Source organism: Pseudomonas sp. Larv2_ips (assembly GCF_963879675.1).
GTDB lineage: Bacteria > Pseudomonadota > Gammaproteobacteria > Pseudomonadales > Pseudomonadaceae > Aquipseudomonas.
In genome coordinates, this window is sequence record NZ_CAWOAW010000031.1 from 372399 (window position 1) to 392173 (window position 19775).

General features: G+C 62.2%; 15 protein-coding genes. 1 reads left to right on the forward strand and 14 read right to left on the reverse strand.

What is annotated here, in order from left to right; all coding sequences use genetic code 11:
* Positions 1–10 precede the first annotated feature (10 nt).
* The 9 genes from hutH to hutC form a co-directional block, all read right to left on the reverse strand.
* Complete coding sequence (hutH, locus tag AACV02_RS27260; protein ID WP_119738097.1) at positions 11–1549, reverse strand: histidine ammonia-lyase; 1539 nt, start codon at positions 1547–1549, stop codon at positions 11–13.
* A 41-nt stretch (positions 1550–1590) separates the two neighbouring features.
* Entirely contained in the window at positions 1591–3114 is a 1524-nt protein-coding gene (locus AACV02_RS27265) for an HAL/PAL/TAL family ammonia-lyase (RefSeq protein WP_119738396.1), read from the reverse strand.
* Between the two features lie 142 nt (positions 3115–3256).
* Positions 3257–4081 carry a quaternary amine ABC transporter ATP-binding protein gene (locus tag AACV02_RS27270; RefSeq protein ID WP_106577492.1) on the reverse strand — a complete coding sequence of 275 codons (825 nt, stop codon included), beginning with the start codon at positions 4079–4081 and terminating at the stop codon, positions 3257–3259.
* The gene (locus AACV02_RS27275) at positions 4078–4929 is read right to left on the reverse strand and encodes an ABC transporter permease (RefSeq protein ID WP_058411854.1); all 852 of its coding nucleotides are present in this window, start codon (positions 4927–4929) and stop codon (positions 4078–4080) included. Before AACV02_RS27275 ends, AACV02_RS27270 begins: the two co-directional genes overlap by 4 nt.
* Before the next feature lie 72 nt (positions 4930–5001).
* Positions 5002–5967, reverse strand: a complete 966-nt coding sequence (locus AACV02_RS27280) for an ABC transporter substrate-binding protein (protein WP_106577491.1) — start codon at positions 5965–5967, stop codon at positions 5002–5004.
* Between the two features lie 69 nt (positions 5968–6036).
* Positions 6037–7494, reverse strand: coding sequence for a purine-cytosine permease family protein (locus AACV02_RS27285; RefSeq protein WP_119738099.1), 1458 nt, complete (start codon positions 7492–7494; stop codon positions 6037–6039).
* Between the two features lie 149 nt (positions 7495–7643).
* Positions 7644–9314 carry a urocanate hydratase gene (gene hutU / locus AACV02_RS27290; RefSeq protein WP_119738101.1) on the reverse strand — a complete coding sequence of 557 codons (1671 nt, stop codon included), beginning with the start codon at positions 9312–9314 and terminating at the stop codon, positions 7644–7646.
* Positions 9315–9718: 404 nt separating this feature from the next.
* Positions 9719–10279 (reverse strand): HutD/Ves family protein, encoded by a 561-nt coding sequence (locus tag AACV02_RS27295; RefSeq protein ID WP_106577489.1) that lies wholly within the window; start codon positions 10277–10279, stop codon positions 9719–9721.
* Positions 10276–10986 (reverse strand): histidine utilization repressor, encoded by a 711-nt coding sequence (gene hutC, locus AACV02_RS27300; protein WP_232000148.1) that lies wholly within the window; start codon positions 10984–10986, stop codon positions 10276–10278. Before hutC ends, AACV02_RS27295 begins: the two co-directional genes overlap by 4 nt.
* A 147-nt stretch (positions 10987–11133) precedes the next feature.
* Between hutC and AACV02_RS27305 the strand changes: the two genes are divergently transcribed.
* Positions 11134–12498 carry a formimidoylglutamate deiminase gene (locus AACV02_RS27305; RefSeq protein ID WP_119738104.1) on the forward strand — a complete coding sequence of 455 codons (1365 nt, stop codon included), beginning with the start codon at positions 11134–11136 and terminating at the stop codon, positions 12496–12498.
* Between the two features lie 127 nt (positions 12499–12625).
* Here the strand turns inward: AACV02_RS27305 and AACV02_RS27310 are convergent, their stop codons facing one another.
* From AACV02_RS27310 to AACV02_RS27330, 5 genes are all read right to left on the reverse strand, one after another.
* The gene (locus AACV02_RS27310; protein WP_106577487.1) at positions 12626–13195 is read right to left on the reverse strand and encodes a lipocalin family protein; all 570 of its coding nucleotides are present in this window, start codon (positions 13193–13195) and stop codon (positions 12626–12628) included.
* Positions 13196–13225: 30 nt separating this feature from the next.
* Positions 13226–13480 (reverse strand): hypothetical protein, encoded by a 255-nt coding sequence (locus AACV02_RS27315; protein ID WP_017849914.1) that lies wholly within the window; start codon positions 13478–13480, stop codon positions 13226–13228.
* Positions 13481–13656: 176 nt separating this feature from the next.
* Complete coding sequence (locus AACV02_RS27320; protein ID WP_053253909.1) at positions 13657–14667, reverse strand: class 1 fructose-bisphosphatase; 1011 nt, start codon at positions 14665–14667, stop codon at positions 13657–13659.
* A gap of 96 nt (positions 14668–14763) precedes the next feature.
* Entirely contained in the window at positions 14764–16107 is a 1344-nt protein-coding gene (locus AACV02_RS27325) for a DUF3999 domain-containing protein (protein WP_119738398.1), read from the reverse strand.
* Positions 16107–19619, reverse strand: coding sequence for a DUF2339 domain-containing protein (locus AACV02_RS27330; protein ID WP_119738106.1), 3513 nt, complete (start codon positions 19617–19619; stop codon positions 16107–16109). Before AACV02_RS27330 ends, AACV02_RS27325 begins: the two co-directional genes overlap by 1 nt.
* Between the last annotated feature and the right edge of the window lie 156 nt (positions 19620–19775).

The window sequence follows — 19775 nt, forward strand, 5'->3', positions numbered from 1 at the left end:
AGCAGCGAGCTTACAGGCTCGGCAGCAACTTGGCCGACACCAGCTCGTTCAGGCAGCGGCTGGCGAGCAGTTCGCTGGCGGCATTGATGTCCGGGGCGAAGAAGCGGTCCTTGTCGTAGAAGCCGACCTTGGCGCGCAGGATGCCACGGGCTTGCTCCAGCTTCGGCGAGGTTTTCAGGCCGTCGCGCAGGTCCAGGCCCTGGCACGCGGCCAGCCATTCCACTGCGAGGATGCCACGGGTGTTCTCAGCCATTTCCCACAGGCGTTTGCCCGCAGCCGGGGCCATGGACACGTGGTCTTCCTGGTTCGCCGAGGTCGGCAGGCTATCCACGCTGTGCGGATGGGACAGCGCCTTGTTTTCGCTGGCGAGGGCAGCAGCAGTCACCTGGGCGATCATGAAGCCGGAGTTAACCCCGCCATTGCCCACCAAAAACGGCGGCAATTGCGACATGTGTTTGTCCATCATCAACGAGATACGGCGCTCGCTCAGGGAGCCGATTTCGGCGATGGCCAACGCCATGTTGTCAGCCGCCATGGCCACCGGTTCGGCGTGGAAGTTGCCACCGGAAATCACGTCGCCTTCGGCGGCAAACACCAGCGGGTTATCCGACACGGCGTTGGCTTCCACCACCAGCACGTCGGCGGCCTGGCGGAACTGGGTCAGGCAGGCGCCCATGACTTGTGGCTGGCAGCGCAGGGAGTACGGGTCTTGCACCTTGTCGCAGTTCTGGTGCGACTGGGAGACCTGGCTGCTTTCGCCGAGCAGGTCGCGATAGGCCGCAGCCGAATCGATCTGCCCACGCTGGCCACGCGCGGCGTGAATACGCGCGTCGAACGGCGAGCGCGAGCCGAGCACGGCTTCCACGGTCAGGCCGCCGCATGCCAGTGCAGCGGCGAACAAGTCTTCACCCTCGAACAGGCCGCGCAGCGCATAGGCGGTGGACACCTGGGTGCCGTTGAGCAGGGCCAGGCCTTCTTTGGCGGCAAGGGTCAACGGCGTCAGGCCGGCGACTTTCAGTGCCTCGGTGGCTTCCAGCCATTCGCCTTTGTAGCGCGCCTTGCCTTCGCCCAGCAGCACCAGCGACATGTGCGCCAACGGCGCCAGATCGCCCGAAGCGCCGACCGAACCTTTGAGTGGGATGTGCGGGTACACCTCGGCGTTGATCAGTGCGATCAGTGCGTCGATCACCTGGCGGCGAATCCCGGAGAACCCACGGCTCAGGCTGTTGACCTTGAGCACCATGACCAGCCGCACCAGCGCGTCGCTGATCGGCTCACCAACGCCGGCGGCGTGGGACAGCACCAGCGAACGCTGGAGGTTTTCCAGGTCTTCGCTTGCGATGCGGGTCGAGGCCAGCAGGCCGAAACCGGTGTTGATGCCATAGGCGGTGCGATTCTCGGCGAGAATCTGCTCCACGCAGGCAACACTGGCTTCGATCTGCGCCGTGGCGCTGTCATCCAGACTGAGGGTTACCGGCTGCTGGTAGATGGTCCGCAGTTGGGCAAGGCTCAGTTGGCCTGGAATCAGATTTAGCGCAGTCACATTCATGCTCCTTTGAATTGTTCTTCTGAATATTTGTGAATAAGTAATCAGTGCAAATGGGGTAATACGTGGTGCAGCAAAGCGGTGTCCTTCAGCAACGCGGCAGCGCTGGCGATGTCCGGCGCCAGCCAGCGGTCTTGCTCGTACGGTGGGACTTTTTCACGTAGCAGGCGCCAGGCGCTGTCGGTGCCCGCGCCGAAACGCTGGTCCTTGAGAAACTCGAAGGCCTGGGCCGCCAGCAGGTATTCGATGGCGAGAATCTGGGTAACGTTGGCCAGTAACTGGTGCAGCTTGAGCGCGGCGTTGGTGCCCATGCTCAGGTGATCTTCCTGCAGGCCGGAGGTGACGAAATTGTCGAGCACCGCCGGTTGCGCCAGCTGGCGGTTCTGCCCGCACAGCGAGGCGGCGACGTATTGCACAATCATCATCCCGGAGTTGACCCCAGGGTTGCTGACCAGGAACGCCGGCAAGCCGCTGACGTGCGGGTTGATCAGGCGGTCCAGGCGGCGCTCGGCCACCGAGCCGATTTCCGCCATGGCGATGGCGAGCATGTCGGCCGCCAAGGCCACGGACTGCCCGTGCGGGTTGGCCTGGGACACCACGCGGTAGGTGTCCGGCGTGCCGAGCACCAGCGGGTTGTCAGTGGCGCTGTTGAGTTCGGTCTCGATCTGGCGGGTGGCGTGTTCGACCTGGTCGCGCGCTGCGCCGTGAATGTGCGGGATCGAGCGGATGCTCAAGGCGTCCTGGGTGCGAATGCCTTGGCTGCTGGCGATCACTTCACTGCCGTCGAGCAAGGCGCGCAGGTTGATGCCGACTTGCTGCATGCCCGGGTGCGGTTTGAGGGCGATGATGGCTTCGTCGAACGCGTCGATCTGGCCGCGCTGGGCTTCGAAACTCATGGCGCCGATCACGTCGGCCCATTGCAGCAAATGATGTGCGTCGGCCAGGGCCAGGCAGCTCAGGCCGGTCATGCACGGCGTGCCATTGACCAGGCACAGGCCGTCTTTGGCGCCGAGTACCACCGGCTGCAAACCTTCTGCCTGTAATGCTTCTTGCGCTGTCACGATCTGACCGCGATAGCTCACCGTGCCGACACCGAGCAATGCCACGCCGACGTGGGCCATGTGAGTCAAGTAACCCACCGAACCCTGGGACGGCACCTGCGGCGTGATGCCGTGGTTGAGCAGCGCCAGCAGCGAATGCACCACCTGTGGGTGCAAGCCGGATTTGCCGTGGCTGTAGTTGATGATCGCCGCGCAAATAATCGCGCGGGTTTGCTCGTCACTCAGTACCGGGCCGACGCCGCAGGCGTGGCTCAGCAAGGTATTGCGCGACAGCTGGCTGAGTTGCTCGCCCTTGAGCGACACATTGCACAGCGCGCCCAGGCCGGTGTTCACGCCATAGGCGCGCTCGCCGCTGGTGACGATGCGCTGCACGATGGCCTGGGCATTGTCGATGCGCGCCCAGGCGTGGCCCGAGAGTTCGAGCTGCGCACCAAAGCGGGCGACGGCGACCACGTCCTGCCAGCGCAGGGGAGCGTCGGCGATGATGATTTTTGCTGCCTGGGACATCTTCATACCTTCTTCAATTCTTGTGCAGCCTTACCGGCCTCTTCGGGGGCAAGCCCCCTCCCACCTTGAAGGTGTTCACAGTTCAACATGTGGGAGGGGACTTGCCCCCGATAGGGCCCGCAGCCTCACCACACAATCCGGCTCAAACCACCGCAGCGCGGCGCTGAACAAACCGGTCCACATACTCATCCGCCGGCGAATGCAGAATCTCGCGCGGCGTGCCGACCTGGATCAGCTTGCCGTCCTTGAGGATCGCGATGCGGTTGCCGATGCGCACGGCTTCGTCGAGGTCGTGAGTGATGAACACGATGGTTTTGTGCAGGGTTTTTTGCAGCTCCAGCAACTGGTCCTGCATCTCGGCGCGGATCAACGGATCGAGGGCGCTGAAGGCTTCGTCCATCAGGATGATGTCGGTGTCGGCGGCCAAGGCGCGGGCCAGGCCCACACGCTGGCGCATGCCGCCGGACAGCTGGTGCGGGTATTTGTTTTCGTAGCCTTTGAGGCCCACGGTTTCGATCCAGTGCAGCGCGCGTTCGGCGCACACCTGCTTGGTTTCGCCACGCACTTTCAGGCCGTAGGCGACGTTGTCGAGCACGCTCTTGTGGGGCAGCAGGCCGAAGCTCTGGAACACCATGCTGATCTTGTGCCGACGGAATTGGCGCAGGGCTTCCATGTCCAGTTGCAGGATGTCTTCGCCGTCCACCAGGATCGCGCCGCTGGTAGGGTCGATCAGGCGGTTGAAGTGGCGCACCAGCGTGGATTTGCCGGAGCCCGACAGGCCCATGATCACGAAGATCTCGCCGGTGCCGATGCTCAGGGACAAGTCGTTGACGCCGACCACGCAACCGGTCTCGGCCAGTACCTGGTCCTTGGTCTTGCCTTGGCCAACCATGGCCAGGGCGTCCTTGGAACGGTTGCCGAAAATCTTGAAGACGTTTTTAACTTCAATTTTGCTGACAGTAGTCATTTGCTCGCCTCATGCCGTGGACGACCATAGGCCTGGGTAATGCGGTCGATGACCACTGCGAGAATCACAATCGCCAGCCCGGCTTCGAGGCCACGACCAACATTGAGGGTCTGGATGCCGACGAGCACGTCTTCACCCAAGCCACGCGCGCCGATCATCGAGGCGATGACCACCATCGACAACGCCATCATGGTGGTCTGGTTGATACCGGCCATGATGCTTGGCAGCGCCAGCGGCAGTTGCACGCCGAACAGCTGCTGCCAGCGGTTGGCGCCAAAGGCGTTGATGGCTTCCATGACTTCGCCGTCGACTTGGCGAATGCCCAGGTCGGTGAGGCGAATCAGCGGCGGCGCGGCGTAGATCACCGTGGCGAAAATCGCCGGCACCTTGCCCAGGCCGAACAGCATCAGCACCGGAATCAGGTACACGAAGCTCGGCATGGTTTGCATGATGTCCAGCAACGGCATCAGCACCGAGCGCAGGCGATTGCTGCGCGCCGACAAGATGCCCAGCGGAATGCCGATCAGCACCGAAATCACCGTGGCGACCATCATCAGCGCCAGGGTTTGCATCAGCTTGTCCCACAGGCCAACCGCGCCCACCAGGAACAGCAAGCCGACGATCACTGCGGTGGTCAGCACCTTGCGGGTGGCATGCCAGGCGATGCCGCCGACGATGGCCAGCATCAGCCACCAGGGCGCCGCGCGCAGCAACCCTTCCAGGTTGACGATGGCCCACAGCAGGGTGTCGGAGATGTGCCGGAACACATCGCCGTAGTTGGTGACCAGTGAGTCCACCCAACCGTTGACCCAGTCGGCGATGGAAAACGTAAAACTCTCAGGAAACATATCGTGCTCTCGATCCAGTGGGTTGTGGCCGGGTGTCCGACCAGCCCCTCAGGGTGGTCGGACACGGTTGACCTACAAGGCCGCGTCGATTTTCTTGGCTGCGTCGTCGCTCACCCATGCGTGCCAGACTTCAGGATGTTCCTTGAGGAAAATTTTCGCCAGTTTTGGCGACTCAATTCGCTCTTTGGCCATGCGGCCCAGGTTCTGGTTCAACAAGTCGATAGGCAGGTTGACCTTCTCCAGCACGGCCACCAGCTCTGGCGCTTGCTCGTGAAAGGTCTTGGACAAGCCGACCTTGATGCTCACGCTTTTATCCACACCGGGCTTTTCTTCCAGTTTGACCAGGTCGACCTGGCCCATCAGCGGCGTCGGCGACCAGTAGTAGAACAGGATCGGCTCGCCACGCTTGTAGCTCGACAGCACCGCCGCATCCAGCGCCGGGCCGGTGCCTGGGCGGAAGTTGGTATAGGTGCTTTCCAGGCCGTAGCTTTTGAGCATTTCGCTGTTGTCCAGCTCACAGGTCCAGCCGGCCGGGCAGTTGTAGAAACGGCCTTTGGACGGTTCTTCCTGGTCCTTGAACACCGAGGCGTATTTGGCCAGGTCGGCGATGGTTTTCAGGTCCGGCGCCTTGGGTTCCAACTTGCGCTTGGCGTCGCCTTCAATCACGTAGCGCGGCACGTACCAACCTTCCACCGCGCCGACGACCGGCGCGCCGACGCCAACGACTTTGCCGGCCTTCTCGGCCTTGTTCCAGACTTCGCTGCGGCCGACCCATTCTTCGGCAAACACTTGGATGTCGTTGCTGCTCAGGGCGTTTTCCATGGTGATGGAGTTACCCGGCAGGCTGTCGGTTTTGCAGTCGTAGCCTTTTTCCAGCACGGTTTGCAGGATGTCGGTGAGCAACATGCCGCTTTCCCAATTCAGGCCCGCAAACTTCACCGGTTTGCCGGATTCACACCAACCAGCCGCCTGGGCGCCGGCACTCGCCAGCACGCTTGCAGAGAACAACGTGGCCAGCAGGGTCTTATTCATCTTCATTGTTGTGACGCTCCCAATCTTGAAATGGATTACGGCAGTCAGTAGGCATCCTGCCCTGTCCACGTCCCATCAGGCCTGTGCAGCCAGCCCGTTTGTCGTTGGTATAGCGCCCTGCTCTACCGGCAGGATCAGTCGTTCAGGAATTGCGCTGTGCCACTTTTTCGCGGCCCAGTAATACAGCGCGGCGGGCACCACCAGGCCGATGATCCAGGAGATATCGGTGTCGCCAAGGCTGGCAACCAATGGGCCGGTGTAGAAATGCGTGGAGATGAACGGCATCTGAATCAGCACGCCCAGCACGTAGATGCCGATGCCCATCCAGTTCCAGCGGCCGTAGCGACCATTGGGGTTGGAGAGTGCCGGGATGTCGTAACGCTCTTTGGTGATGCAGTAGAAATCCACCAGGTTGATCGCGCTCCACGGCGTGAAAAACGCCAGCAGAAACAGGATGAACGCGGAGAAATCCTTGAGGAACGAGTCCTTGCCCAGCAGCGCCAGCGCGGCGGCAATCGACACCATCAGGAAGATGTACAGCAGGCGCACCGCACTCGAAATGTGCCGGCTGCCACGAAAGCCGCTGATGATCGTCGCGATGGACATAAAGCTGCCGTAGGCATTGAGGGTGGTCACCGTGACCTTGCCGAAGGCGATGCTGAAATACAGCAGCGCCGCGACAATGCCGGTGCCGCCCAGGCCGACGATAAACGACACTTCGTGGTGGGCGAATTGCGCACCGGCCAGGGCCGCCGCGAACACACCGAACACCATCGACGCCTGCGCCCCGATCACCGAGCCCAGGCCAACCGCCCAGAAGGTTTTCGAGGCCTGCGTGCTGCGTGGCAAGTAGCGGGAGTAGTCCGCCACATATGGGCCGAACGCAATCTGCCAGGACGCCGACAACGAAATCGCCAGCAGGAAACTGCTCAGCGAAAAATGCTTGTTGCCCAGCAGCGCACCGACATCGTTACCGGCGAGCAATTTGTAGAACAGGTAGATGAAGGCAACCACGCCAAGCACGCTGGCGACGCGACCAATACCGTGGATCACGCGGTAACCGAAGACGGTGAACACCATGATCAGCCCGGCGAACAGCACAATGCCGACCCAGTCTTCCACGTGCAGCAGCTGCGCCACCGCCTGCCCCGCCAGCAGCGAGCCGCTGGCCGAAAAACCGATGTACATCAGGCACACCAGCACCAGCGGGATCACCGCGCCATACACGCCAAACTGCACGCGGCTGGAAATCATCTGCGGCAAGCCCAGTTGCGGGCCTTGCGCCGCATGCAGCGCCATCACGCCGCCGCCCAGCAGTTGGCCGATCAACAGACCGATCAACGACCAGAACACATCGCCGCCCAGCACCACGGCCAAGGCCCCGGTGACAATCGCAGTGATTTGCAGGTTGGCACCCAGCCACAGGGTGAACTGACTCAATAGACGACCGTGTCTTTCCGCTTCCGGGATGTAGTCGATCGAACGCCTTTCGATCAACGGGGTGGTGCTTGCACGTGCGTCATTTGCAGCCATGTGTGTTCAACCTCTGATGGATTGTTCTGTATGCGGATTGCTCTTCTGTGGGAGCTGGCTTGCCTGCGATGGCATCACCTCGGTTTTACTGAAAAACCGAGTCGTCTGCATCGCGGGCAAGCCCGGCTCCCACAGGACCGAGCCAGTCTTTACTTGATCATCGGCAGATTGAGGCCCTGCTCTTTGGCGCAGTCGATGGCGATCTGGTAACCGGCATCGGCGTGACGCATCACCCCGGTGGCCGGGTCGTTGTGCAGTACGCGAGCAATGCGCTCAGCCGCTTCGTCGGTGCCGTCGCAGACGATCACCATGCCCGAATGCTGCGAGAAGCCCATGCCCACGCCGCCGCCGTGGTGCAGCGAGACCCAGGTTGCGCCGCTGGCGGTGTTGAGCAAGGCGTTGAGCAGTGGCCAGTCGGACACGGCGTCGGAGCCGTCCTGCATGGCTTCGGTTTCGCGGTTCGGGCTGGCTACCGAGCCGGAGTCGAGGTGGTCACGGCCGATCACCACCGGCGCCGACAGCTCGCCGCTGCGCACCATTTCGTTGAACGCCAGGCCCAGCTTGGCGCGCTGGCCCAGGCCAACCCAGCAGATGCGTGCCGGCAGGCCCTGGAAGCTGATGCGCTCGCGCGCCATGTCCAGCCAGTTGTGCAGGTGGGCGTCGTCGGGGATCAGCTCTTTGACTTTGGCGTCGGTCTTGTAGATGTCTTGCGGGTCGCCGGACAGTGCAGCCCAACGGAACGGGCCGATGCCACGGCAGAACAGTGGCCGGATGTAGGCCGGTACGAAACCCGGGAAGGCGAAGGCATCTTCCACGCCCTCTTCCTGGGCCATCTGGCGAATGTTGTTGCCGTAGTCGAAGGTCGGGATGCCTTGCTTCTGGAACTCGAGCATGGCTCTGACGTGCACGGCCATCGACTGCTTGGCGGCCTTGATTACAGCAGCCGGTTCGGTCTTGGCGCGGGCGCGGTATTCGTCCCAGGTCCAGCCGGCCGGCAGGTAGCCGTTGAGCGGGTCGTGGGCGCTGGTCTGGTCGGTGACCATGTCCGGGCGCACGCCGCGCTTGACCAGTTCCGGCAGGATTTCCGCCGCGTTACCCAGCAGGGCGATGGAGATGGCCTTGCCTTCCTTGGTGTATTTGGCGATGCGCGCCAGGGCGTCGTCGAGGTCGGTGGCTTGCTCGTCGACATAGCGGCTGCTCAGGCGGAAGTCGATGCTGACCTGCTGGCACTCGATGTTCAGCGAGCAGGCGCCAGCCAGGGTTGCCGCCAATGGCTGCGCGCCGCCCATGCCGCCGAGGCCGGCGGTGAGAACCCAGCGGCCGGTCAGGTCGCTGTTGTAATGCTGACGACCGGCTTCGACGAAGGTTTCGTAGGTGCCCTGGACGATGCCCTGGCTGCCGATGTAGATCCAGCTGCCGGCGGTCATCTGGCCGTACATGGCCAGGCCCTTGGCATCCAGCTCGTTGAAGTGTTCCCAGCTGGCCCAGTGCGGCACCAGGTTGGAGTTGGCGATCAGCACGCGCGGGGCGTTGCTGTGGGTCTTGAACACGCCGACCGGCTTGCCGGATTGCACCAGCAGGGTCTCGTCGTCATTCAGGTTGGTGAGGCTTTCGACGATCTGGTCGTAGCACTCCCAGTTACGCGCTGCACGGCCGATACCGCCGTACACCACCAATTCTTTCGGGTTCTCGGCCACTTGCGGGTCGAGGTTGTTCATCAGCATGCGCAGCGGCGCTTCAGTCAGCCAGCTTTTGGCGGTGAGCTTGTTACCGCGAGCGGCACGGATTTCGACGTCACGGTACTTTGTAGGCTTGGTCACAACAGACTCCTCGGCGATCGATGCGCGAACATTGATGGTGCGAAGGAGAGTCTTACGCACACATCTTTACTTGTACATACAAGCATATGCAATCGAGCGGCCAACTTTGCGCGTGAGCTGTTGAGATTTTTTTGGAAGGTGTGTGTAAGCCTTGAAAATTAAGGCTTGGAGGTTTGGTGAAATTTCTTACAGAGGCGTTTTTCAGCGAGGGAGATTGTTCATAACAACGCGGCATTGCGCCACGCTGGGGCATTCGGTAACAAATTGGTGCGGGACCTGGAAACACATGCTGTAAGCGCCACAGAAGCAAATGTGGGAGGAGGCTTGCCCCCGATTGCGGTGTATCAGCCAGCCCATCTGGTACTGATACACCCTAATCGGGAGCAAGCCCCCTCCCACATTTTTTAACCGCGTGCGGTCAGTTCGATGACGCAGCAGCGGCCACTGACCGAGAGGTCCAACAGGCCGGTGTTACCGTCCACCTGCAGACAATCGTGATGCCCCAGCTTCTGGTCCAGCACCTTCACTTCATCCGCCACGCTGAACACCAGCACCGTCTGCGCCGTCGTGAAAAACCGCTGCACGCCATCAATCCACTGAAAGCGCGCCTGATAACGCTGCGGCGAATAAATCAGGTTGAAATCGCGGATCGGTCCGGTGATCAAGCGGCACGAAACCTCGCTTTCACCGCTGAACGCAAAGGGCTGCAGCGGCAACAAACCACGCTGCTCTTCGCCATCCACGGTCAGGACCATGCCTGCACCCTTGATCACAGTGATCACGCGCTGATAGCCGGCGAAGGTGGAAAACCCACCCGACTCGGCGATATCGGCAATCGACAGGCGCCAGCCAAAGCCATCCAGGCCGGTGCCTGCGTCACGGGTGATTTCTTCGGTGCTGCCGCCGCCGTTTTTCCACGGCATGCGGATGTAATCGGTGGCGCGCCAGACTTTCACTGCACTCATTTACTGAAACGTCCTTCCAGGCTATGACGGGAACCGGGGTGGATCAAACGCGCGGCGGTCACCGGCTGGCGCCCGGACCACGTACGCCGGCGAATCAGCAGGCACGGCTCGCTCGGCTCGATCTGCAGCAGCTTGCACTCCTCGGCATCGGCGAGGATCGCTTCAACCACGTGCTCGCCTTCGGTCAGCGGTGCAACCTGGTTGAGGTAGGCGTACGGCGTTTGCTGGGTGAAATCCTGCTGCAGGTAATCCGGCGCGACGAGGGCATTGACGAAACGGTCTTCGATTTGCACCGGAATGTCGTTTTCGAAGTGCACGATCAGCGAGTGGAACACCCGCCCGCCTTCGCGCATTTCCAGGGCGACGGCGCGCTCGGAGCCTGCGGCCTCTTCGCACAAATGGATGACCTGGCAGGTATGCCGGTGACCGCGGGAGGCGATCTCATCGGCAATGTTGTGCACTTCAAACAGCGCCGACTGGCTCTTGGGCTCGGCGACGAACGTGCCGACGCCTTGCATGCGCACCAGCAACCCTTCGGCGGTGAGTTCGCGCAGGGCGCGGTTGATGGTCATGCGGCTGAAACCCAGCTGGCTGACCAGCTCGCTCTCGGACGGCACGCGGTAATGCGGCGGCCAGTTGCCGTTGAGGATCTGCTGGCTGATCATCTGTTTGACGCGGGCATACAAGGGCGCCGGACTTTCGTCCATGTGGGCAGCCAGCGAAGACTTGGCAGGCGGAGTCGGCACAGGGAATCCTTGCAGGGGGAAAAGATGCATAGATTGCCGGAGTTTACCGAGCAGGCAAACGTCTGTATATGTATATACAAATAAACACACGACCGGGGTGCCTTGATCATGTCCGCTTTCTTTGCCGAACGCGCGCTGCTGCCTAATGGATGGGCCAACGATGTACGCTTTGATGTCAGCGCCGATGGCGTACTGACCCACGTTGAGCCCAACGCCACGGCAGACGGCGCCGAACGGCTCAGAGGCCCGGTGTTGGCGGGCATGCCGAACCTGCATTCGCATGCGTTCCAGCGCGCCATGGCGGGCCTGGCCGAAGTGGCCGGCAACCCGAATGACAGCTTCTGGACCTGGCGCGATCTGATGTACCGCATGGTCGGCAAGATCAACCCGGAGCAACTCCAGATCATCGCGCGCCAGCTGTATGTCGAGATGCTCAAGGCCGGTTACACCTCGGTGGCCGAATTTCACTACGTGCATCACGACGTCAGCGGCCAGCCCTATGCAGATCGCACGGAGCTGTCGCGGCAGATCAGCCAGGCAGCCGCCAGCAGCGGGCTCGGCCTGACGCTGGTGCCGGTGCTTTACACCCATTCCGGGTTTGGTGGCCAAGCGCCGAACGAAGGCCAGCGCCGATTTATCAACAGCACCGAAAATTACCTGGACCTGCAAGCGCGCCTCAAGCCGATCCTCGCCGCGCAACCGGCGCAGCAGTTGGGCCTGTGCTTTCACTCCTTGCGCGCTGTCACGCCGCAACAAATCAATGACGTCCTGGCTGCCAGCGACAAGACGTGCCCGGTGCATATCCACATCGCCGAGCAGCAAAAAGAGGTCGATGACTGCCTGGCCTGGAGCGGCAAACGCCCGTTGCAATGGCTGTATGACAATGTCGACGTCGATGAGCGTTGGTGCCTGGTGCACGCCACTCATGCTGATGCTGATGAAGTGGCGCGCATGGCCAAGAGCCGCGCGATTGCCGGTCTGTGCCTGACCACCGAAGCCAACCTGGGCGACGGGATTTTCCCCGCCGTCGATTTCCTCGCTCAAGGCGGGCGCATGGGCATTGGTTCCGACAGCCATGTGTCGTTGAGTGTGGTGGAAGAATTACGATGGCTGGAATACGGCCAGCGCCTGCGCGATCAGCGGCGCAACCGCTTATACCGCAGTGACCAACCGATGGTCGGCCGCACGCTGTTTGATGCCGCGCTGGACGGCGGTGCCCAGGCGCTGGGCCAGCCGATTGGTCGACTGGAAGTGGGGAAACGCGCGGATTGGATTGTGCTGGACGGTGATGACCCGTACCTGGCCACGGCCAGCGAAGACGGCATTCTCAACCGCTGGCTGTTCGCCGGCGGTGACCGGCAAGTGCGTGATGTGCTGGTCAACGGCAAGTGGGTGGTGCGCGATGGCCGCCATGCCGGTGAAGAAGAAAGCAACCGGGCATTCACGCACGTGCTGAGAGATTTGTTGGGCTAACCGCCGACACAAAACAAATGTGGGAGCTGGCTTGCCTGCGATAGCATCACCTTGGTGTAACTGATACACCGAGGTGTCTGCATCGCAGGCAAGCCAGCTCCCACATTAGATTGAGGGTGACTTCAGGTTACTGGGAGGTCTTCGCCATTTGCCTGTCCGACGTACGCCAGATCAATCGCGTGGTGTCATACCCTTGCTGGCGCGCCCTGCTCAGCAGGTCTTCGCGGGTGTCGGCGTTCACCGTCGGCGTACGTGACAATATCCACATGTAACGCCGGCTTGGGCTGCCGACGATGGCGGTCTTGTAGTCGTCGCTGACATACAGCACCCAGTAATCGCCCTTGGCGACGCCCGGCAGCAGCGCCGTGAACCAGTTATTGAATTCCACCCAAAGCTTGTCGGTCTTGCCCGGCACTTGCGGCGTGGCCGTGCCCTTGGCTTCTTCCCACTTCCATTCAGGTGTCAGGCAGCGGTTGAACACCGACATGTCGCCATCGGGCAGCAACGTGTAGCGGGCTTCGGACTGCGCGCAGTTGCGCTGGAAGTACATGGGCAATCGGGCCAACTCATACCAGGTGCCCTGGTAACGCTTGAGGTTGACGTTGCTTGCTGTCTTGGGTTGCAGATCATCGCCAGAATGGCTGGCGCAGCCTGCCAAAAACAGGCTGGCACAAAGGCACAAAACAAAACGCATCATTCTTCTTCTCCCGCAGGCTCGCGCCCCGGTTTACTTCAGGCCTTGCCCGGAAAACATCAAAACTTTGTCACCGGCATATTGAACGCTGATAAAGCTGTTTTTATCGCCCCAGGTGCAACTGGACATGCCCAGTGCGCCAGAACAATCGGTTGGCTTGCCCAGCAGCGACTCCACCTCAGCCTTGGCCATGCCAGCCGACAACTTCGCGTAGTTTTCTTGGTTGACCTTGCTGCAAGCGGCCAATAGCACGCAAAAAGCCAGCAGGGCGAGACGGCGTAACGACATGGAAAAACTCCTGGAGGGACGAAGCAGCTTGGGTATCTGCCAGAAGCTTAGAAGGGAAAAGAGGTGTCTGGTTCCCGATGAGCAAAAACAAAAAAGCCCCGAAAACGCTGAAACGTTTCGGGGCTTTTTCAAGAGTGAACAGCCTCACAACATCGCGGATAAGTGATCGCCGCGTCTTACTTCTTGTGGTAACCGGTCACACGCTCAACTTCTTCTTTGGAACCCAGGAACACCGCCACGCGCTGGTGCAGGCCTTCGGGCTGGATGTCGAGGATGCGCTGGTGGCCGTCGGTGGACGCGCCGCCCGCTTGCTCGACCAGGAAGGACATCGGGTTGGCTTCGTACATCAAACGCAGCTTGCCCGGCTTGGACGGCTCGCGGCTGTCACGCGGGTACATGAACAAGCCACCACGGGTCAGGATACGGTGCACGTCAGCCACCATCGCGGCGACCCAGCGCATGTTGAAGTTCTTCTTCAACGGGCCTTCCTCACCTGCCATCAACTCGCCGACGTAGCGAGTCACCGGCTCTTCCCAGTGACGCTGGTTGGACATGTTGATCGCGAATTCCTGGGTAGAAGCAGGAATAGTGATGTCTTCGTGGGTCAGCACGAAGCTGCCCATTTCGCGGTCCAGGGTGAAGCCTTTGACGCCATCGCCCAGGGTCAGCACCAGCATGGTCTGCGGGCCGTAGATCGCGTAGCCGGCAGCCACTTGCTCGGTGCCTGGCTGCAGGAAGGCCTTTTCGTTCAGCGCTTCGTTCTGGCTCAGGTATTCGTTCGGGCAACGCAGTACCGAGAAGATGGTGCCGACCGGAGCGTTGATGTCGATGTTGGACGAACCGTCCAGTGGGTCGAACACCAGCAGGTAGGCGCCTTTCGGGTATTTGCCCGGGATCTGGTAGGCATTGTCCATTTCTTCGGACGCCATGCCGGCCAGGTGACCGCCCCATTCGTTGGCTTCGAGCAGGATCTCGTTGGAAATCACGTCGAGCTTCTTCTGCACTTCGCCTTGGACGTTTTCAGTGCCCATGCTGCCCAGAACACCACCCAGTGCGCCTTTGGACACGGCGTGGCTGATTTCCTTGCAAGCACGCGCCACCACTTCGATAAGGAAGCGCAGATCGGCAGGCGTGTTGTTGCTGCGGGTCTGCTCGATCAAATAGCGACTCAGGGTAACGCGGGACATGTAAGGCTCCGGAGAATGGGGGGCTTAAAAACCCGCGCAGTTTAACGCGAGTCGAGGGTTATTTCCTCTAATCAGAGGATTTAACGCCAATAGAGTTCACGGTTTGGCCGCAGGCGCACGCAACAAACTGTAGGCCATCGCCCCCAGCGCCGCCACACCCAACAGGAGCACGGCCCACAGGCCGAGTTTCTTCCAATCGGTGCCCACTTCGGGCGATGCGGCAACGGTGGCGCTTTTAACCACAGCGTCACCGGTGACCCTGGCCTGGCCCAGCGTCTTGAGGCGCTCGGCGCTGTAGTCGGGAATCAAAGTCGACAAGGGCAGGTTCGCCGCCTTGACCGCGCCATTGCCCAACGCCAGGGTAAACGGCGGCTCACCCCGCGCCAGAAACACCAACTGCGTGGCGCGCACGGCAAAACGCAGGGCTGGCGCCTCAACGCCCAGGCCACCGCCGCGCTCATCCACCTGCAATTTAAGCTCGCCGACGGCCACTCCCGGCAGTTGCAACTCATCCTGCACCACATCCTGGCCATTCTGGGTCAAGCGGTACAACACACCAGTGCTCAGCGGCTGCCAGGCTTGATTGGCATCACGGCGCCCCGCCAAGGTGACCGGCGCCAGCGTGTTCGGCTGCTTCAGCTCGATGCGCAAACGCTCGACATGCAGCCCCGTCGGCAACGGCCAGCTGTACTCGCCCGCCTTGAGCCGCGCGCCCGACAAGGGCTGCGACCACACCAACGGCATCGGCAGGCTACTGCTGGTGGCGCTCACCAGCTTGGCCGAGGTCAGCGTCGGCGCGACCTGGCCCTGCCACAGCAGGCGCAGGTAGCGCGCCGATTGCCCCGGCAAACTCACCTCATGTTGCTCGACACGCTCGTCGGCAAACGACAGACGTGCCACCTGGCCATCGCCCCACGACGCCCAGTGCTGCAAGTCGTCGCTGGCCTCAATGCTGAAACGCTGGAAGCCGTCCTGTTCGCGGCTCCAGTCCAGGCTCAGTTGCTGCAACGGCGCCTTGATCGCACTGGCGTCCAGCACCCAACCGCGCAGCACTTGCTTGCCCGCCCTGGACGGGCGCACTTCGAGCAACGTGCCTTCGGCCGTGGATTTCATCACCACATCCGGCACGCTTTCGCGCGTGTCGGCGGCGTACAGCGGGAACCACTTCACGTCGGTCACAGTGCGGCTTTCGGTGCGTTGCGCAGATTGGCGTGACAGCGCATAGGCCTGAGGTTCACCGGCGGCGTTAAACACGCGCACATCGCCGAGATCCGCCTGACGCGCGCTCAGTTGCACAGACAGCGGCAACTCCAGGCGATACCAAGGGCCGTTGCCACTCACCGCCAGCGGCACTTGCGTGGTGAAGTCGGCAGGCGTTTCCTGCGCCCACACCGACGACGTCATACACACGCCCACCGCGATCACGCTCAACTTACCGATCAAGAGGATGCTCCTTCAGTTTCCAACACAGGTTCGGCACGCTTGGGCGGCAGCGGCGCAAAGTAACCCACCACCAACAGCAACCCACCCACGCCGATAAACGACACGATCCGCGCCAGCCCGCCGCGGTTGCTCAGCTCGACGAAGAACAGCTTGGCGACCACCACCGCAATCAGCGCCGCACCGATCAACCACACTTCGCGACGATGGCGCAGATGGCCGCCGATCATCAGCCCGAGGGCGATGAGGGTCCAGACAATCGACAGGCCGGCCTGAACCAGCATCGACTCCAGCAACGCCTCCGGATGGAACGGCACGCCTGCCCAGTGGTGGGCAGCGCGCATCACCAAGGCCGTGAAAAAGGCAAACAACGAAACACCCGCAACACCTTGGGCGACCAGCTCGGCGCGAGGACCGCGCTGCGGCGCTACGCTGCGCGACCACAGGTAAATACCCAGCAACGCGAACAACAGGCCCAGGTCCAGGGGGCTGAGCAGCGGCACATATGGCAGCGGTTTGGCCGTGCCATCGCTGAAGATATTGGCCAACCAGAACCAGCCGAGCATCAACACCGCCAGCGGCAGCGCGGCGAGCACACGGTATTCACGTGGATACGCCGACACCGGCCATGGCCAGCGGCGTGGCGCAGCCGCCAACACCAGGTACAGACTTGGCAGGATCGCCCAACCCAGCCAGCGCCAGGCGTTGTACTCGCTCGACAGCAGCAACAGGCCGTAACGCAGCTCGAGCGCCAGCACGCCGATCAGCATCCAGCAGCCGAGTACGTGAGCGATGCTCAGCACGTTGCTCGGCACCACCGCCGCCAAACGCCGTAGCGAAATGAAATGCACCACAAACACTGCCAACCATGCCAGCCAGCCGTACTGCGCCGCCGGGTGGTAATAATCATCGGCTGAGGCCAGCAACACCAGGCCCGCCGCCGGCATCAGCAACGCGCATAGCATGCCCAGCGACGCCCAGCGCAAACGTTCGGCCAGCAGCGCCCAGATCGCCACGCTCACCGCCGCGATGCCGAGCAAATAGGCGCCTTGCTGCGCCTGCGCGATAAACCGCAACACTTCACCGATCAGCGCCAGCGTCCACCAGGCCGCGCCCCACACCAGCAGCAGGTCAGACAGGCGTTGCAGTTTCAACACGGCAAACACCGGCGCATGCGGCTCACGCTGCAAGCGCCAGGCGCCGACCAAGGCAGCCAGGCCCAACACCATTGGCGTCCAGAAACCGCTGTGCGCCAAGGGGCGCAAGCCTTCGCTGCTCAACGGCCCGAGCAGCTGCGGCACCGCCAACAGGAACGAGGCGCCGCCGATCAGTTGCAGCAGTAACCCAAACACGAAGCTCACACGCTGTTGCAGGTACAGGCTCAGCCAGATGATCAGCAAACCGCTGGCCGCCCACACGCCGCTGGCGCTTTGCCACGGCAGTACAAACAGTACCGCGAGGTTGATCAGTACCAGACCGGCGAGCAGCACCACTGACAGACCGCGCAGCAGGCCGACGTCGCTGCGCACCTTGTCGTCGCGCACGGCCAGCAGCATGCCGCCAACCAACGCCAAACCGATCAGCGAGGCGGTCAACAAACCGCTCCAGCCCGCACTGAATACCGCCGTCCCGTCGCCGCCCTGCAGGCGCAGGAGGAACAACGCACCACCGAGCAATTGCACGCCAAACGCAGTGAACAGGAAGGTGCGCGAGCCGATGCGCAGGCCGACAAACAACGTCACAAGACCCGCGATTGCCCAACTGATGGCGGTGCCTTGGGTCAGCAGCAGCAACGGTGCAAGCAGGTACAAAAAGCTCAGGCCCAGGCTCGCCAGCACGGGCAGGCCTTTGCGCTCCCAGTCCGCCGCCTGCTCGATTGACGCCCTGCGCAACTGAGCGAAGCTGAACAACAGCGCAGCACCCAGCAACAGCGCGCCCAGCGGTGCACCATCAAGCAAGGTCAGTTCGCCTACGCGCAGTTCGCTGAGGAAGGTCAGCGCCGAACCCAATTGCAACAACAGGCCAAATGCCCGTGCCAGCGGCCGCTGCTGACGCAAGCCGAGCCAGAAGATCCCGGCGCCCTCCACCGCCCAGGCCGCGGCCGTCCAGCGTGCGTCGAGGCCCAGCGGAATCGCCAGGCTGGCAAAGATCACGCCCAACGCCAGGCAGGTTTCCGCCAGCAACAAAGCCCGCCCGCCACGCAGCCCTTGCGCCAGCCCCATGTACAGGATGCCAAGGCCCAGCGCACTGAATGCGGCGGCAAATTCCAGGTGCTGCACCAGCGCGAACTGCAAACCAAAGCCCACCAACGGCGGGCCGAACAGCATGCTGCCATCGACATAATCACCCTTGGCCGCCGACCAGCGCAGCAGCGCACCGCGACTGTCGTCTTCGGGTGCGTCGCTCATCTCAAGCAAGGTGCGCCGGGCAAACAACAGGCCGATGGCCAGGTACATCAGAAAAAACACGATCAGGAACGGCTCGGTGCTCCACAGCAGTTCCGGTGTGTAGGAACGCATGCCCCAAGCGAAACCAATGCCGAAGGTGCCGACAAAACCGATCAGGTTAAGCAAGCGCCAGGCCTTGAACCAGGCGATGGCGAGGATGCCGGCGTTCAGCAATGCGAAGTAGCTGAACAACGCCACGTGATTGCCGGCGCCGGTTGACGTGAGAATCGGCGCGGCAAAACCACCCAACGCCGCCGCGCAAGCCAGGCCGAGGGCATCCTGGGTGATCGCCAGGATCGCCGAGAACACCGTAACCGCCACCAGCAGGCCCAGCGCGGCGCCCGGATCGATCAACGGGTGCAAGCGCATCGCGGCGAACACCGTCAGGTACAACACGGCAATGCCGGTGCCTTGCAGCATCAGGCCGTAATTGCTGTTACGCAGCCGCAACCACCAACCCAAGCCCAACAGGCCGATGGCGGCAGCGGCAACCCCGGCGTAACGCAACTCGATCGGCACCACCACGCCTTCGGTGGCATAGCGCAGCAAAAAGGCCAGGCCCAGGAACAACAGCACCACGCCGACGCGCAGCACGGTGTTACCGCCAAACAGCCAATTGCGTGCGCCACTGATGGCGCGCTCGATCAGGTTGGGGCCGCGGGGCGCGGCAGGCGCTTTGGGAGTTGGCGCTGCGACCCAGGCGTCATCGGGCAGCGGCTGACTGGCTTGGGCGGCCACAGCCACAGGCGCCAGTTCGGCGGGTAGCTCCCAGACAAGTTCGGGCTTTGCAACGACAGGAGGGGGTTCAGGCACGGAGGGTTCGACAATCACGCTGTTCGTCGGCGCGGGCACCTCCAGTTGCCGCAGGCGCTCACCCAGCGCAATCAGCGCCTTCTGCGTGGTTTCCAACTGACGGGCCTGCTGGTCCGCCTGCGCCGACAGCTTCGCCAGGCGAAGGGCCTGGCCAATGCCCAAGCCCAGCAGCGCACCGATACCCGCATCACTGAACGACTCATCGAGTGTCCAGCCGAGCACCAGGCCAATCAGCATGAAAATCCATTGCATGGTCGATATCCCTAAGCAGCCCGAGGCGGGCAAACCGGGGCCTAGTATATCGACGCGGGGCCAATGTGGGAGGGGGCTTGCCCCCGATAGCGGTGTGCCAGTCGACATATCTGCAAACTGGCAATCCGCTGTCGGGGGCAAGCCCCCTCTCACATT